This window comes from Chitinophagaceae bacterium C216, assembly GCA_028485475.2.
Taxonomy (GTDB): Bacteria; Bacteroidota; Bacteroidia; order Chitinophagales; family Chitinophagaceae; genus Niabella; species Niabella composti.
In genome coordinates this window covers 2,062,259-2,079,819 of sequence record CP144143.1, presented here as the reverse complement: position 1 = coordinate 2,079,819, position 17,561 = coordinate 2,062,259, and the positions used below count along the sequence as shown (strand labels likewise).

Sequence of the window (17,561 nt, the reverse complement as noted above, 5' to 3'; positions counted from 1 at the left end):
TCCGGTAGTTAATTATCTATTTTATACAATGCAACTCTATCGAATACAAGTCCAGGATTAGCATTCTTACACTTAAACAAAATGTTTATAGGAATGGAAGGAACTGAAATATCCACTCGACCAATTAATATATTTGCAGGAAGCCTATCTTTATTAAATCTCACATTATGCCAATTCTGCACATTACTAGCATCTGCAATTTTTATTTCAATACTTTCCACTTCAGATTTTTCAATATGCAAATACAATTCATATCTACCCTTAGGGATTTCTAGTGCATTAATATTTAACGAGGCGTTTTCACTTCCCACTAATTGCGCTTTCTCATTCCTAAATATCAAGCTCCCATTATAAGTTAAATGGCGCATTAATCTGGTATAAAAAGTCAAAGTATCTGGCGTATATATTTTAGTCGATTCATTAGTGGGAAGATTAATAGTTGTAACCGGGTGATCTGCATAATATAAGGCTGCTGATATATAATTTACAGCCCTATTATTTTGTTCAGGCCCATGCTCTATTGTATGTAAAATACTTTTCTTAAAAGGCATTTTATCCAAAAGAAAAAATCGATATCCCCCAGTTCTACTCAAGGGTAGCGAGTATTCAAGACATCCACTCAACGGTGATCCTAATCGCTCCACCCAACCTCCTGGCTGAGCATACCATCCTCCGTTAAAATAGTCTTCCGATCCGGTTCCGTGCATGGTCATCTTGCCATCAATTTCAGTATAATCATCCCCTTCAAAATACTCTGTAAAATGAGTAAAATCTGTTGCCTGACCCTGTAGTAAAGTACCAATGTAATGCCCTTTTCCATTGCCACTCAAAAACACGTAGGGCTTTCCTAGTGGCGGATTTTCATTTTTCCAATAACAATAAAACCGCCCTTCTTTAAGTACATTCCTCCTTTCATCAGTATAATATACTACTACTGACAAATCGAGAATTTCGGTATCTACATCCCTCTTTCTATAAACCAACTCAATGGAAGCTTTCTTATCAAAAGGCATTGGAATATAGCAATACAATTTTGCATCATTAGCTCCTAAAAGCAAGCTCTTCATGGATCTCACCCCATAAGCAAAGCCAAAAAAATCAGCCAACGGTACATATACTGCAGGAGCTTTCTCATCATCCCAAGATATTTTCAGATCTATTTGCTTAAATAATCCTTCAAAAACATGAGATGGACTAAGCTCAATTCCTAATATTCTACCCCCCTTATGTAAATGTGCTAATGATGCAGTATTACCCGGCGAGAGCCGAATATTCTTACGCAGCACATGAAATCCACCAGGATAAAAGTTGTATATCGATCTATCGTCATTATTCCAAATGTTTCTTATTTTATTAATCAATGAGGCATGATTTGAAACAGTTGCTATATCAAAACTTTGCACACTATACCTTTCGTCATACTCGCGATATTGTATTTGATGAAATAAGATTTTTTCTCCTCGAAAAACAATCTTACATCCTTTTCTATAAGGGATAGGAACATAGGAATAATTTCCTCCTACTTTCTGATCTGCTATTGGTTTTACAAATGGAAAGATTCTGTTATTAAAGAGATCGCAAAGCCTAATGCTAAATCCAGGTTTACTATTATTATCAAAATAAAAATCTAACGTATCTTGGGTAGGTGTTGGCGTCCAAATCCGTTCAATCACCCCCTGCTCTTTTGCCTCAAAAATCACTAGACCTCCCGACGGCTCCTTTCTTATATAAGAGTAATACCCATTAAATCCGTCGTCGTTACCACCTGTAGTATCGTATGAAGAAATCTGCTTCACAATAGTTCCTTCGATGTACTGAGGTAATACATGAATGTCCATCAACCGACGCAATTCGCTTTCAAAACTTACTTTAATTTGTGCGAGCGATAAAAGACTACAACTACTTACAAGCAGAATACAGGTAATGATACGGGTCAATATCACTTTAAAATGTTTTAAATGAGCAATAATTATTTACAGCAAACAATCAATAAACAGCATTCTTTCATTCAACTCATATGGCCTTACCTATCTTGCTTATTCGATTAAGCAAATATAGTTAAAAAAAATATGTCACCCAATACTTCGGGTGACTTATTTACTTTTTAGGGCTGAAGACTCATTGAAAACGGGAAATCGCTTTTTTTAGTTCCCCTTTGCTTATTGGGTTGAGCACCTAGTTTAAATTCAATCGTTCCGCCCTTCTGCAATTCGAAATGCTCAAAATAGTTTTTAGTACTAATTTTTCCATTAATAGTAATCGACTGAACATATCGATTTTCAGGACTATTATTCGGCGCAACTATTTGAAGCTTCTTTCCATTTTCAAACGTAATCTCCGCTTTTTTAAATAGGGGTACACCGATTACATACTGGGTGCTTGCAGGGGTTACAGAATAGAATCCCAAAGCCGAAAATACATACCACGCAGAGGTTTGTCCATTATCCTCATCACCGCAGTATCCATCGGCATACGGAGTATACAATCTGTTCATCACCTCACGTACCCAATATTGTGTTTTCCAAGGTTGTCCAGCATAATTGTATAAGTATACCATATGCTGAATAGGCTGGTTCCCATGTGCATACTGTCCCATCCCCATTATCTGCATCTCACGCATCTCATGTATAATAGAGCGATAGTAGCTGTTGTCACCAAAGTCGGGCGGCATAATGAAAACAGAATCCAGCATCTGAACAAACATTTTATCACCGCCCATCAGCTGCTTTAGTCCTTCAATATCCTGAAATACGCTCCATGAATAATGCCAACTGTTACCCTCGGTATAAGCACCACCCCACGAATAAGGATTGAAGGACTTAGTAAAACTGCCATCCTCATTTTTGGGACGCATTAATAAAGTTTCGGGATCAAACAGCTTCTTATAATTCATAGCCCGCTCCTTATAAATTTGAATTTCAGAATCAGGCTTGCCTAGTGCTTTTCCCAATGCATAAATAGCATAATCGTCATAGGCATATTCGAGAGTACGTGCTACATTCTCATTAATCTTAACGTCGTTAGGTACATATCCTAGACGATTGTAGTACTCCACCCCTCTTCTGCCAGTTGCATGAGGTCCTTCATTATTGGCACCATGCTTCAATGCCTCCCACAAAGTTTCAATATCATATCCTCTCAAACCTTTCAGATAAGCATCGGCCACTACCGAAGCGGAATTATTACCTATCATAACGCCACGATAGCCTGGCGAAGACCATTCGGGCAACCAGCCTCCTTCTTTGTAATCACTGATTAACCCCTTCTGCATTTCTGTAGCAATTGAAGGATAAACGAAATGTAGGAATGGATATAAGGCACGGAAAGTATCCCAAAAACCTGTGCCAGCGAACTTATAACCAGGCTCTACTTTGCCGGTATAAGGACTATAGTGTACAATATTGCCGGTCGCATCTTTTTCATACATACGCAAGGGGAAGAACACCATACGATATAGACAAGAATAAAAAGTACGTAATTGTTCCTCACTACCTCCTGATACTCTTATTCTTCCCAAAATATCTTCCCATATTCTTTGTCCTTTATTTTTCACTTCTTCAAATCCCATCGAGGCAATCTCCCTTTTCAGATTCAGTTCAGCTTGCTCAAAACTGATAAAAGAAGAAGCAACTTTGGCATTGACTACATCCCCCCTTTTCAATCCCTTAAATCCGATAATGGCGCCTGCATGCTTGCTGCTTATTTCATCGCTATCGGTGAAATGATCTTCATCCCAAGTAGCTTTATAATCAAACTTTCTGTCAAACTGAATTACGAAAAAGTTTTTAAAATTCTCCGGAACACTTCCACTATTGCGCGTGCTGTAGCCAATAATCTTATTTTCTGAAGGAATAATCTTTACATAAGACCCCCTGTCTATGGCATCGATAATTACAAAAGCACTATCGGTTTTAGGGAAAGTGAAACGAAAACGAGCAGCTCTTTCCGTAGGAGTAATTTCAGTGGTTACATCATAATCCGCTAGGTATACTTTATAATAATGCGGTTTTGCAATCTCTGCTTTATGAGAAAACCAGCTAGCTCTATCTTGCTCTTTAAACTTTCTGCTCCCAGTAATAGGCATAATGGCAAAATAGCCGTAATCATTCATCCACGGCGAAGGTTGATGGGTTTGTTTAAAACCAACTATCTTGTCGTCCGTATATTTATATACCCATCCATCTCCCATTTTACCGGTTTGGGGTGTCCACAAATTCATCCCCCAAGGCAATCCAATTGCCGGATAAGTATTCCCATTCGATAATTCGAATTTCGACATGGTACCCATCAACGGGTTTACATAATCTACGAGTGATTGGGCTGTGGTTGTTATTGCCAACAGCGACGTGCAGATGACTGCTATAAACGTTTTCTTCATTGCGGTGTATATTTAAAAATCGTTTGCAGAACTTGTGTAATAATACAATGTACCGTTAAAACTATTATTGCGGTATTTTAGGATTATTAACGTATGCCTCCCAAAGCGCCTCAATCGTTTTTCCTGTTTGTTGCTCCCAGATATCAGCCGTATAAGTGTGATCTCTTAAAGCTGCATCCAGGGTTTTTACAAATCCTTTTTTTACGTGCTTTTCAATCCATAATAAAAAACGTCCGGTAATTCTGTAACCATTGTCATATTTTTCATTTGGACGGGGACTATGCAGACTCCATTTTGCCGCCGCATTATTCACTCCATATACTTCGCGCACATAATCGGCAATCCCCTCGGTAAGCCACCAAGGTCCTACACTACGACCATAATTTTGTACAATGTGCATACCTTCGTGGGTGACTACATCAATATCCTCCGGATTGCTTTTAAACCATCCGGGATTGAAAACTACTACATTTCTTGCTGCAGCAGCCACACCATCATAAGCCGTATCAATTCGGAAGATTACGGTCTTGGCTGTTTGTGGATTAAATTCTTTGGCCAGACGAGGATAAGTTTTAAAAAAAGTTTCTTTTAGTCTTTTCTCTGTAATAGGATTAAAATCGCTTGCATTATTTTCAATGCAAAGAGTATATGCCCCCTCGGTATAGCATTTGGCATTAAGAGAGTCGCGCAATTGTCCTAACACATTATTATTAGTAGCTGATGTAAGACCTATTACCAACAATGCCACAGCTGATTTTACCAACTTTCTATTCATGTAATGAGTTCTAATATTTATAAACTATAATTGATGGTTTGGATTCTCTCCGAGCACAATACCATACAAAAGCATCAACATCCATTGGGTTACATCTTATTTTTTATACAAGCAAATGAGGTTTTTCACTGAAAGTCTTCCATAACAACTCTCCGAACAAAGTATTAGCCCATGCGAACCATTTACGTGTAAATTTTTCGGGATTATCTTTATGGAATGACTCATGCATAAATCCAGTACCCCCGTGCGTCTTTTGCAATACTTGAATGCATTGCTTGATTTCCAGATCATTTTTTGAGGTCAAAGCCTTCATGGTAATGCTCATTGGCCATATCATATCCAAACCAATATGTGGTCCTCCTATACCCTCGCCTGCTCTGCCCTTAAAGAAAAACGGATTGCTATCAGACCATACATATTTTCTCGTATTCTGATAAATAGGATCTGCCGCCGACACTGCTCCCAAATAAGGTAAGGACAATAAACTAGGCACATTCGCATCATCCATCAACACATAACTTCCAAAACCGTTCACTTCATAAGCATACACTTTTCCGAACTTGGGATGTGTTGTAATAGCAAATTGTTGCAAAGCTGCCGATACTTCATCTGCCAATGCTTTAAGATCAGCCGCTAATCGGGCATCTTTATGAATAGCACTTACCATTTCCGCCGCCTGACGTAAACTCACTACAGCAAAGAAATTGGAAGGAATCAGATAAGCGAAAATAGTTGCATCGTCACTAGGACGAAACATAGAACAAATAAGCCCATTGGGTTTGACGGGATATCCATACCCTCCCATAGGAACACCGTCTGTGGCCCAGGATGTTTTACGCTGAAAGCTGTAAGGGCCTAAACTATCTTTACGCTGCTGCTCTTTAAATGTTCTTAACGTTAAAGCTATTGCTTCTTTCCATTGCAAATCAAAAGGCGTGGTATCGCCTGTCTGTTTCCAGAAATGCCATGCCAAACGAATGGGATAACAGAGAGAGTCGATCTCCCATTTGCGTTCATGAACACCGGGCTTCATATCGGTTATATCAGAGTCTTTCCATTCACTCACCCGATTATCATCATTAAAGAAGGCGTTGGCGTAAGGATCTTTCAAGATAAAATGTACCTGCTTATTAATGACACCGGCAATCAGCTTATGAAGCTTTGTATCCTGCTTAGCAAATTGCAAATAAGGAAATACCTGTGCCGAGCTGTCGCGCAACCACATAGCATCAATATCACCGGTGATTACATAAGTATCCGGCTTACCATTCACCTCATTATAAAATACTGTGGTATCTAAAGTATTCGGGAAACAGTTGTTAAATAGCCAAGCCAATTCTTTATTCTTAACCTTCCTCTGAAATGCTTTGATGGCATTTTCAATAGCTTCACTTCTGAAATGTCGCTTCGATTCAGGAACCCGTACTACCGGAAAATCATTAGAAGGTTTCGCAAACGAAAATCCGCTTGCCACAAATCCTGCACCTAACAGGGCTGATTGTTGTAAAAAATCCTTACGATTCATGTATTTCAGTTTATAAAAAATATTTCATAAGCGCATTCCTCCACCGCAGTTATTCGATGCAAGCACTCGCGTTGTAATAGAACAATACAAACATATCACTAACCAACAATATACCTTTTCTTACTTCCCTACTTCACATTTAAAGCAAAATCGTTTTTGCCGTAAAGATAAATATTATGTAATAGCGACAAAATTTATATTTACAAAACGTAAACATTTTAACTACCTATCAATAAAAGGCTTATACAATCAAAAAAGCAGCCCTATCGGGCTGCTATCGAATATACAAAAAATTGCTTTAATTATTTCTCGAAACAGAAAACGGCAAATCTGCATCCTTAATACCCCTGTTATAGTTAGGCCGGGGCCCCATCGTCAAGTGCAATATCCCTCCTTTCACAATATCACTGTAAGTAATGTAATTCTTTGTATATGTGCGATTGTTCAATTTAGCACGCTGGATATATACATTCGTATCACTATTCTTATCTGCCTTTATTATAAACTTTTTACCGTCTTCCAGCGTAACGGTAATCTTCTTAAACATTGGACTGCCTAAAACATATTGATCAGTGCCCGGACATACGCTGTAAAAGCCCAAAGCACTGAGTACATACCAAGAGGAGGTTTGCCCCTGATCTTCATCGCCTGGATAACCATTTTCCGTAGCGTTATATAGCCGACGCATCACTTCCCGCACACGCTGCTGCGTTTTCCAAGGCTGGCGACCATAAGTGTATAAATAAGGCATATGCTGAATAGGCTGATTCCCGTGAGCATACTGCCCCATATTAGCTTTCACCATTTCCGTCATCTCATGAATCATAAAGCCGTAAGTACCCACTTTTACATTGTTAGGAACGGTAAACACCGAGTCCAATTTTGCACAAAACTGCTTGTCTCCTCCCATCAGTTGAATCAATCCGTTGATATCATGAAAAACAGACCATACCCAATGCCAGGCATTCCCTTCGGTAAAGGGGCCGCCCCACTCTACAGGATCAAAATCTGGTTTCCAATTACCTTTACTGTCTTTACCCTCCATAAACTTTGTAGCTGGATTAAAGACATTTTTATAGTTATACATTTTGGGGCCGAAGGCATCCATATATTTTCTACTATTCACAGCTTTTGCCAACTGATACCCACAGAAATCGTCATAAGCATACTCCAGCGTTTTTGCCGTAGCTTCTCTGTACTCGGGGTAAGGTACATAACCTAATGCATTATACTCCTTATAACCATCTCTACCATTTGCCGGCCCCCAAGGTCCTTTGTTATTAGCTTCATGATAATAAGCTTCTAAAGCGCGCTGCGGATCGAAAGTACGTACACCCTTTATCCAAGCATCGGCTAGTAATGAAATGGCATGATTACCAATCATACTGCCCTGCTCATTCGGAAAGCTCCATGAAGGCAGCCATCCGCATTGCTCCTGAGCATCCAATAATGCCTGCATATAACGACCATGCATAGTAGGGTACAAAATAATATTTAAGGGGAATTGCGCTCTAAATGTATCCCAGAAACCCGTATCGGTAAACATGTATCCGCTATGCACCTTGCCATCGTAAGGACTAAAATAATACGGCTTACCATTTTCATCTATCTCATAAAAAGCTCTGGAGAAAAGGCTAGCTCTGAAAAAACAAGAATAGAAAGTGGCTTTATCATCTTCCGAATCACCCTCCACCAATATTCTTTCCAGATGCTTGTTCCATATGGTTGCAGCCTTAGCTTTGGTAGCTTCTAGCGATGCATCACTACCTAGTTCTTTTTTTAAATTCAGCTGGGCTTGTGCTTCGCTGATATACGAGGAAGCTACCTTTACTTGAACCTTCGCGCCTTCTTTAAATTGAATATACGCACCCCGTCCCTTACCTTCAGCCTCTTTCGACCGCGGAGTTATCGTATTTTTCTCATTCTCCCAAGTACCGTAATCCTCAAAAGGTTGATCGAAATAAGCCACAAAATAATTTTTCCATCCTTTTTGCATGCCCCTTCCATTATTCACATATCCGGTAATCATCTTTTGCTCCGGATAAATTTTCACTCCGCTGAGTCCTGTATACCCATCTAATACAAGATAACTAGTGTGTCCTTTAGGAAAAGTAAACCGCAAATGGGCACCGCGCTCCGAAGGTGATATTTCTACTACAAGTTGATTATCTAATGTCACTTTGTAATAATGAGGCTTTCCGATTTCATTATCATGACTAAAGCTTGTTGCACGCTGATCCTCGTTAACAACAAGCTTATCAATAACAGGCATAAAAGAAAATACTGCGTAATCATTACTCCAAGAGCTACACTGATGAGCTTGTTGAAACCCCCTAATAGTATTTTTAGTATACTGATATTTCCAGCCATCGCCATTCTTACCCGTTTGTGGTGTCCAAGTATTCATGGCAAATGGTAGTGCTACTGTAGGATAAGTATTTCCATGTGTTAACTCAAAACTAGAGTTGGTGCCCTGAAGCGTGTTGACATAACGTACCAAATTATGTGTTTGAGCAAAAACCGTCCATGACGATATCAATAGCAGCAATAAAAAAACCTTTTTAATCATTTCCTTTCTGATGAAACCGTTAAGAAATTAGTAAACCTGACGCTTTATAGCTTGTTACCAAGCTAGCGTAATCTTCACGCCTTCGCTATAATTAGGAAGACGTAGCAATAAAGTTTGGGAACGGGCATCCCATGCGTTCGTAATTAAATTAAGAACCTCAGCACCTTTCAATGCTGATACAGATGTAGGTTTTCGAGGAAGTTTTATTCGCAGTGCATTAATAGTATTTGACGGGCTTTTAGCTATAAACGAGTAGCTATTTTTCGTGGTCGTTTCCTCATAAATACGCGATGCTGAAGCCAATACTTGTGGGGCATCGGAGCGAATCATGTTTAGATTCAGCAGAAACGCCTGTTCGCCCGGAGCTACTTCCTTAGTATCCAGTACGGGCAGCATAGGATTAAACAAATCAATTACAGGTCCTTTAATCTTCAATGATTGCTCATCATACTCATCCATTACCGCAGCAATAATGTACGCGCCCCTTTGAACTGTAAAATGATTTTTTAGTATTAGTTCTGCGTTGCCCGCATATTTTTCATAGGCTTCTTTTACTAAAGCGATATATTCCTGATCGCCTCCTGCCAGCATCACCAATTCCTTGGGATCTTGACGTTTCACACACACCATGCCCTTTCCAATTTTTATAAACTGTCCTGAAAAATGATTTTCATGGGAGAGTCCCAATTTGTGAAATAAATCTTCTGACGGAGCTTTATACTTCTTCCCTTTAGTATTCCACCAATCGTTCACACGTTGATAAGGATCATTGTCTCGTCCATAATACACCAATATACCACCCTGCTTCACCCAATCTGCTAAAGCTTTATGATAAGTTTCGCTCAAAGGCTTCATATTGGAATAGCTCATGATCAACACTCGAATGTCTTTTAATGCATTTTCATGCGTTAGATTTTCCATATGCACAATCTCAACCGGCACTCCTCTTTTGAGAAGCGGCATAGCCATTCCATAAAGATTAGACAATTGAGGATCTTCGTATCCTTCGTGGGTAGGGAATCGCTGAAACATCATAGAGTTGGATACCAACACTCCTATCCCCTGACTTCCGCTGACTTTATTAGTCGAAATGGGCATTGTGTTCAGCGCATTCACCATTACCTGCATCTGTGTTGCATAATCAGGTGAGATAGGTTGCCTTTCATTGCTATTTTCTACCGGAAATCTTCCTCGATAAATACGATCAGGCCAAGGCATTACTTCATAATCTGCAACCGAGGGATATAAGAGTTTAGCAGTAAAAGTAGCCTGATAGTTTCTCTTATAATCATCCCATGTGCGAGATCTATCTTCAATGGGATCTGTTAAAAGGAAAATTTTCTTTCCCGTGGGCTGAATCATAGATATCATACTTCCATACTCCAGAAAAGCATTCTCAAACACTCTTTCCCTATTAACCCCATTAAAATATACGGGTTCTCTTGAAGTTCCGGTCCATACCTGGGCGATATAACCATCCACATCTTTTATAGAAGCTAAACTTGCTTCGGGACTTACAATACTCCAAGCAGAGTAATTCAATAAGGAATGGGTGGGCACATAACAAGCAACCTCTTTACCCTGCTTTTTACTATATTCTTTTACAAATGCAAAGCATTCTTTCAAAGCATTATAGTAAAGCTGGTACTTAAGTTTGGATGATAGCCAAGTTGCATTAGGAGATTCATGCTGAGGCATCCAATCAAATCCATAGTGCTTCTTCCATTCCTTTTTAAAAGCTTCACTGTAACCAGCACGAGCCCAAAATTCCGGCTCCTCGAGATGTATAGCCGTCACCCCGGCATCAATAGCCCGCTTTAGATGTGTTTTTAAATAGGCAATAAACCCTGCAGAAGGAACGATATACGGAACATTTTTCCCATGCCATATCGTATCACCGTTACGATTGACCTGGCCTTCATCCAAATGATTCTTGCCATCATAATGCCCTAAGAAATAATCCTGATACTGTCCCCAGGCTACACCGGTCATAAAGTGAACCTGGTACCCCTTATCGCGCCAGCCTTTAACCCTTTCTTCAAAATGGCCACCCGCATCATTAACACCGTAGACAATAGCAATATCGGAGCGTACATCATAAACTTCGCTCCAGGGAGCAGCTATCTGAAATGCTGTTTTTTCTTGAGCAAAACTGCTTGTCCAAAGAATAAGAGCTAGGATATTTAAAATGAGTTTTTTCATTTACTACTGCTGATAGTGGAACAATCGTTAAATATGGTAAAAATAAGACTTGCCGCTCCATAGGAGAAAAGCAAGTCTTATCCTTCCATTCATGATCGGGAATCTATTAATAGAACTGCAACAAACGCCATTCGGCCATCTGGAATAATGTAGCCCCCATATTACGAGTTACCTTCAATCGATAATGTCTGTAACTACCGGGGTTTTCAATATTGAAGCGACGCGTAAACTTCCTGTCAGGGAAAGCTTCATCTATTCTTGTATCCAGCACCGTCCAGTTAGTGCCATCATTAGATCCCAATAGTTGCCAGTCGCGTGGATCGCGTTCTACAGCATCATTAGCAGAGGTCATATCATAGGCATCAATGAACTTCGGTTCGCTGAATGAAAGCTGCATCCAGAATTCAGAGTGATAATCAAAACTCAAGAACTTAGTATCCACACTACCATCAACCAGCTTAGGAGACCCCTCTGCCGAACCGGCCCCGTTGCGGTTTTCATCACTTACTGTTAAAGTAGCCTCAGAAGTAAAGTCTTTTACTCGTGTCAGCAAAGTATCCAGCCTGAAATAAGTAACGGATAGTGAACTATCAGTTGTTCCATCAGATACACTTACAATTCTTATGGGAAGCATGTACTTGTATCCAAACTGGAGTTTCTTGCCTTCAATCTCTATAGCAAGTGGTTCGGAAGTTTTCTTACCTGCTTTGATAACGGTTTCCAAGCCAGTGAGATTATAAGTACTATCGGGAAACAGATGATATCTGTAACTCAAATGAGAGTTAAGTTCGTTGTACCAATCTACATAGGCAGGATCCACTTCGAACTTTACTGTAATATCGCTTGGTGCTCCATTGAACCCCGCATAATAAGCTCCGAATGTAACTTTCTGCGGATCATCCATTTTATAGAGCGTCATAACGGATTTATCTTGATATGCTTGTGGCATATATATGGTTCCTTCCTGAGGAGAAACTAGATCATCATTTTTAACACAGGCCGACAAAAGAGATGTGGCTAATGCCAAGGCTGTCAAACCTTTTATATTAAACAGTCTGGCCTTTTCTATATAGTTATTTGATTTCATGTTCTTTGTTTTTTACGCTTCAGACTTTGTTGAATAATCTGATTATTACCAACCAGGATTTTGCACCAGATATTTATCCTTTAAAATTTCATCGTGCGGAATAGGCCATAAGTAATCTCTTGGCAAGAATCTTCTCTTTTGCACCAACACTCTTTCATAAAAGTCATCTCCATCAGCAAAAGTATTCATACCATATACATCAGCACCCATGGTTTCCTCGGCAATCAACCATCTGCGTACATCGAAGTAACGTACGTTTTCAAATGCCAACTCAATCTGACGCTCGTGTCTTATAATCTCTCTTATACCCGATTGTGTTGTAGGAGCTTCAATTTGACCTGGTCCGCTACCATATCCTGGCAGCCCGGCTCTTTCTCTTATCATGTTGAGGTATTTTAGAATATCGGGATGACCGGGTTCTACTTCATTTAAGGCCTCAGCGTAGTCAAGATAAATCTGTGCGAGTCTTAAATATACCCATCCCCTGCTGGCCGAACCGGTAGTAGCAAGTTGCTTTCTTACAATATATCCGGTAGAAGTTACATCCCAAGTACTCTGACTTCTTCCGGAGTTACCGCTCTTTTCAAATACAGGAATCACTTCGACATCGCCAGCTTGATTTTGCCAGTAGCTTCTGTTGTAGGTAACCCCTACGTAAAAACGGGCTTCTCTGTTTACCCATTGATTGAATGTACGTCTTTCCCTTACATCATAAGGAGACTTAAAATCTGAAAAACCAGAGCTTACGTATCCTGAAAGCGGATTAGTAATACGCAATCCGTTTCTCATTTCATAAGCATCCACCATAGATTGGTTTACCGACAAGAAACCGGCTCCTTTAGCAACAGATGAGGAATAGCCCACCAATTTAGGTGTAATATCATACCAGTAATCTCCTGTACTTGACATCGGACGTCCAAAAATCCATTCGTCGTTCCAATCTGTAACAATTACATTTTTACAAGACTTGTAAGCTGCAACCCAAGGATCGGGATCTGACTCACGGTATAGCGTATAGGTAGGTCCATCGAACTCCTCTAGAAATTCTCTTGCAGCATTTACAGCACGCACCCATTTATTAGGATCGTAAGTTTGGCTTACCAGCTGAGTACCATCGTGATTCTTCAAACTTGCTAAACGGGTGTTACCGTTAAATAGCGGGCTTGCAGCCAGCATTAACACCTGTAATTTATATGCCTTACAAACACCTGATGTGACACGACCATATTCTACCACGTTGTTATAAGTAAGCGGTTTATCATGACGCTGTCCGGTACCTTGCACAGACTGTTTAATCTCCATATAAGCCGAGTCTAATTGCTCTACTACATAATCAACACACTCATCAAACGGACGGCGCGCAAAGAAGATCTCATCTCCTGTGCCATCCACAGGCACTTCATTATCCAAAATAATGATAGGTCCATATAAGCGCATCATCCAGAAATAGAAGATAGCGCGCATAGCCCTAGCTTCTCCTTTGTAGTGCAATTTGATCATGTCACTTACTTCTGCAGGGTTGGCGTTATCTATTTTCTTGATAAAGTCTGTAGCGGTTCTTACCGGTTTGTACCAGTTGATCCAAAACGTACCCCCTGCCGTATTATCCCATGTACTTTGGTTCATAGAGTTGGACATAACCCAAGATAGAGACCAATAGTTGGCCTCATCAGAGGCGCCTGTATAAGGTCCGGCGTAGTTGCTGGGGGCAAACCGACAACTAAATTCATCAGGCATGTTCGTATATACCTGTGCCAGATAAGCCCTTGTATTTACTAAGGACTTAAAGATGTCTTCTTCCTTGAGTACATCATCAGGAACCTGATCCAGGAACTTGCTGCATGATGCAAGGAATAAACTCAGAACGGCTGTTATCAATAAAATTCGGTTTCTCATTTTATATAATATTTTCAATGTATTAGAAATTAGCCTGTATACCTAATGATAAGTTTCTTGTGTTGGGATAAGTATTACCGTCACCGGTATTCATTTCCGGATCCCACAGCTTAAACTTGCTCCAGTAAAGCAGATTTACACCGGAAAAGTAGATGCGTGCATTTTTCAAACCGATGCTCTTTAAAGTTCCATTAGGTAAATTATATCCAAAATCCACAGTTTTTAATCTTATGAAATCAATATCCCGCACCCACCAGGTACTAGGCACATTGTTATTGGCAGAAGCCACGCTACCAAAAGCCAGACGAGGATAGAATGGATTAGCCTTTGGATTATCTTCTGTCCATCTGTCGGTTACGATAGCATATACGTTACCATCGTTTCCATCACCAGAGAAAGGTGCACGTGCAATACCGCTTAAGGTTCGGTAGGCACCACTAATTCCTTGGAAAAAGGCACTCAGATAAAAACGTCCTAAGGTGAAATTAAATCCAAAACCATATACCAGATCGGGAACATCGCCACGGCTAATCTTGGTCTGGTCATAAGCATTGATCACACCATCGCCGTTCAAATCTTTATACTTTAAGTCCCCCACTCTGGGATTACCCAAATAGGACTGATCGGGGCTATTATCAATTTCTTCCTGACTTTGGAAAATTCCTTCAGCTACATAACCAAACTGTGCCAGAATGTTCTGCCCTCTTCTTTCTTGATAAGGGTCCGCATAAGGCGCCTGTCTGTTTTCCACCAGTCGGTCTCTATTGTAAGAGAAAGTTCCTCTAAAGGATATTGTCGATTTAAGACCCAACTGAATGGGTTGCAATTCAACAGTACCATCGAAACCTGATGCATCTACAATACCATAGTTTCCAATAGGATTGTATTGCAAGCCTGCATATCCCGGAAAATCAGCGCGGGTAAGGAATACACCAGTACGATGAGATCTGAAATAATCAAGAACAAACGAAAGCTTGTTGTTCAGAATATTAAATTCCAAACCTAAATCCTGAGTATGTGAAGTAGCCCAGCTTACATCTGCTCCATATTGAGAAATATTAATACCTGAAACACTTGTACTGCTACCAGGTTTACCATAAGTAATACCACGTGCATTTGTGGTAATCAGCGTTAAATAACCGAAACGCAATCCGGTTCCGGGGGCTCCGGCAATACCATTCGAATAACGGATTTTGAAGAACTGGAAAATATTAGATAAAGGTTCGAAGAATTTCTCTTTAGATAATACCCAACCCACACCCACAGAAGGGAAGAAACCAAATCTGCGTGAAGGTGCATAGTCTTCCGAACCGTTATACCCCACGTTGAATTCGGCAAAATACTTCTGACGGAAAGAATAGGTAGCTTTCCCGGCATAGTTTTGCTGACGGTGAGGAATAAAGTCAGTCCAAGAGCTGGTAAATGGATAAATCTGACTCAACTGATTATACACCAGCATGGAATAAATATGGTGATCATTAAAATGTCTATCGTAAATCGCCTGTGCCTGTAAGGTAAACTGGCGGTTAGCATAGTTAGACGTACTAAAGTCTAAGTTATCAGAACCCGTAAGCATTTGTTCCAGATTCAGGCTGCCGTCCGGCTTATAAGGCTGAGCCTGATTCAGATAATAAAGCGTTCTAGATCGTCTTCTGCTATGGGAAGACTCATTATATAAGTCGAATGAGTACATGGCATTCACCGACAAACCTTTTACCCAAAAACTCAAATCCTGTGTAATGCTGGCATTAGAGTTCAGCTTAGAGGTAAACCTATTGGTATATCCGGTTTGCGTTACTGCAGCCCAAGGGTTAGGAGAAGGAGTACTACCATAAGCAATACCCGCTACTAAGTTTCCGGGGTACATAGGCGGATAGAACACGGGGCTTGCATTCATTGCCTGACTAAATGCTTGTGTAGCTCCGGCTCCTGGTTGATTATAATCGGTTATATAACCACTAATGCCCAGATAGAACTTAGTAGTCTTCGTCCAATTCATATCGATATTGGAAGTAAAATTGTATCGTTGAAAACGCGTATTGGCATCGTAGGTTACTGCAGGATCGGTTCTCAACAACGCATCTTCTGAATAGTAAGCAAGCGAAGTATAAAAGCGTGTGTTTTCCGTACCACCCGATGCGCTAAAGTTAAATCGACGATTAGGAGCTACATCCTTAAACAGAAGATCTAACCAATCCACATTGGGATAAACGTATGGATTGGCTGTTCCGGATAAGGTGCTATCGATATAAGCCTGAGAAAATTGAGGTGCATATCCTGCCGCAATCATAGCCTCATTCTTAAGCTCCATATAGGTCTTAGCATCGGCCATCTTTTGCACTTTGGTAAACATGGTAATACCTTCGTTATAGTTAAACATAAGGTTTACCTTACCAGATTTACCTCTCTTAGTGTTGATAAGAATTACACCATTCGCACCTAAAGATCCATATACGGCAGTAGCCGCCGCATCCTTGAGGATGGTAAAGGACGAGATGTCTTCCGGATCCACACTGTTCAAATCACGACCCTGAATACCATCGATGATCACCAGTGCACCACTAGCATTTCCACCAAATGTCTGAATACCCCTAATCCAGATATCGGCAGAGTTACTACCCGGCAAACCCGAACGTTGTACGCCTACCAACCCAGCGATACGACCAGACAGCATGGTACTGAGATTTGCTACAGGATGTTTCAGCTCTTCTGCCTTTACTGTAGACTGAGCACCTACCAGACTAATTTTCTTCTGCTGGCCATAACCCACCACTACTACATCTTCCAAACTTCCCGCCACAGCTTCGAGCGTAATGTTTTCTACAATTCTCTCCGAAAAAACCCAGCGATGCGTAATATAACCCACATGCGAGGCAGTAAGTGTATCGCCTTTTGATGCAGCTATTTCATAATACCCGTTAGCATCGGTAAGGCTGGTGACACCGGTTCGCAGGTTTTGAATGGTAACACCTGACATAACCGCATTTAACTTATCCCTTACAGTACCTGAAACAACGATCGATTCTGAATCAGATACCTGAGCAATAAGGAACAGAGGTACAAATAATGACACTAGCAAAGCGAGCGCCAGCTTCTGTTTGATTAAAAAGTGCATACGACAAGTTATTA

The 17,561-nt window shown here is 40.4% G+C and carries 9 protein-coding genes; all 9 read right to left on the bottom strand.

What is annotated here, in order from left to right:
- Positions 1-8: 8 nt before the first annotated feature.
- The 9 genes from PIECOFPK_RS08820 to PIECOFPK_RS08780 all read right to left on the bottom strand — a co-directional run bounded on the left by PIECOFPK_RS08820 (position 9) and on the right by PIECOFPK_RS08780 (position 17,547).
- Positions 9-1,937, bottom strand: a complete 1,929-nt coding sequence (locus tag PIECOFPK_RS08820; RefSeq protein ID WP_409965638.1) for a glycoside hydrolase family 172 protein — start codon at positions 1,935-1,937, stop codon at positions 9-11.
- 167 nt (positions 1,938-2,104) lie between these two features.
- The gene (locus PIECOFPK_RS08815; RefSeq protein WP_409965637.1) at positions 2,105-4,378 is read right to left on the bottom strand and encodes a GH92 family glycosyl hydrolase; all 2,274 of its coding nucleotides are present in this window, start codon (positions 4,376-4,378) and stop codon (positions 2,105-2,107) included.
- Positions 4,379-4,442: 64 nt separating this feature from the next.
- Complete coding sequence (locus tag PIECOFPK_RS08810) at positions 4,443-5,153, bottom strand: basic secretory protein-like protein (RefSeq protein ID WP_409965636.1); 711 nt, start codon at positions 5,151-5,153, stop codon at positions 4,443-4,445.
- A 103-nt stretch (positions 5,154-5,256) separates the two neighbouring features.
- Positions 5,257-6,678, bottom strand: coding sequence for a glycoside hydrolase family 125 protein (locus PIECOFPK_RS08805; RefSeq protein ID WP_409965635.1), 1,422 nt, complete (start codon positions 6,676-6,678; stop codon positions 5,257-5,259).
- Positions 6,679-6,976: 298 nt separating this feature from the next.
- Positions 6,977-9,247 carry a GH92 family glycosyl hydrolase gene (locus PIECOFPK_RS08800; RefSeq protein WP_409965634.1) on the bottom strand — a complete coding sequence of 757 codons (2,271 nt, stop codon included), beginning with the start codon at positions 9,245-9,247 and terminating at the stop codon, positions 6,977-6,979.
- A gap of 54 nt (positions 9,248-9,301) precedes the next feature.
- Positions 9,302-11,449, bottom strand: coding sequence for a hypothetical protein (locus tag PIECOFPK_RS08795; protein ID WP_409965633.1), 2,148 nt, complete (start codon positions 11,447-11,449; stop codon positions 9,302-9,304).
- Between the two features lie 106 nt (positions 11,450-11,555).
- Entirely contained in the window at positions 11,556-12,536 is a 981-nt protein-coding gene (locus tag PIECOFPK_RS08790) for a BT_3987 domain-containing protein (protein WP_330975504.1), read from the bottom strand.
- A gap of 45 nt (positions 12,537-12,581) precedes the next feature.
- Positions 12,582-14,432, bottom strand: coding sequence for a RagB/SusD family nutrient uptake outer membrane protein (locus tag PIECOFPK_RS08785; protein ID WP_409965632.1), 1,851 nt, complete (start codon positions 14,430-14,432; stop codon positions 12,582-12,584).
- A gap of 22 nt (positions 14,433-14,454) precedes the next feature.
- Positions 14,455-17,547 carry a SusC/RagA family TonB-linked outer membrane protein gene (locus PIECOFPK_RS08780; protein ID WP_330975506.1) on the bottom strand — a complete coding sequence of 1,031 codons (3,093 nt, stop codon included), beginning with the start codon at positions 17,545-17,547 and terminating at the stop codon, positions 14,455-14,457.
- Between the last annotated feature and the right edge of the window lie 14 nt (positions 17,548-17,561).

Bases quoted from the DNA above. Each gene is read 5' to 3' on its own strand.
- PIECOFPK_RS08800 (WP_409965634.1), bottom strand. From the start codon at position 9,247: ATGATTAAAAAGGTTTTTTTATTGCTGCTATTGATATCGTCATGGACG.
- PIECOFPK_RS08785 (WP_409965632.1), bottom strand. From the start codon at position 14,432: ATGAGAAACCGAATTTTATTGATAACAGCCGTTCTGAGTTTATTCCTT.
- PIECOFPK_RS08790 (WP_330975504.1), bottom strand. From the start codon at position 12,536: ATGAAATCAAATAACTATATAGAAAAGGCCAGACTGTTTAATATAAAA.
- PIECOFPK_RS08795 (WP_409965633.1), bottom strand. From the start codon at position 11,449: ATGAAAAAACTCATTTTAAATATCCTAGCTCTTATTCTTTGGACAAGC.
- PIECOFPK_RS08805 (WP_409965635.1), bottom strand. From the start codon at position 6,678: ATGAATCGTAAGGATTTTTTACAACAATCAGCCCTGTTAGGTGCAGGA.
- PIECOFPK_RS08815 (WP_409965637.1), bottom strand. From the start codon at position 4,378: ATGAAGAAAACGTTTATAGCAGTCATCTGCACGTCGCTGTTGGCAATA.
- PIECOFPK_RS08780 (WP_330975506.1), bottom strand. From the start codon at position 17,547: ATGCACTTTTTAATCAAACAGAAGCTGGCGCTCGCTTTGCTAGTGTCA.
- PIECOFPK_RS08810 (WP_409965636.1), bottom strand. From the start codon at position 5,153: ATGAATAGAAAGTTGGTAAAATCAGCTGTGGCATTGTTGGTAATAGGT.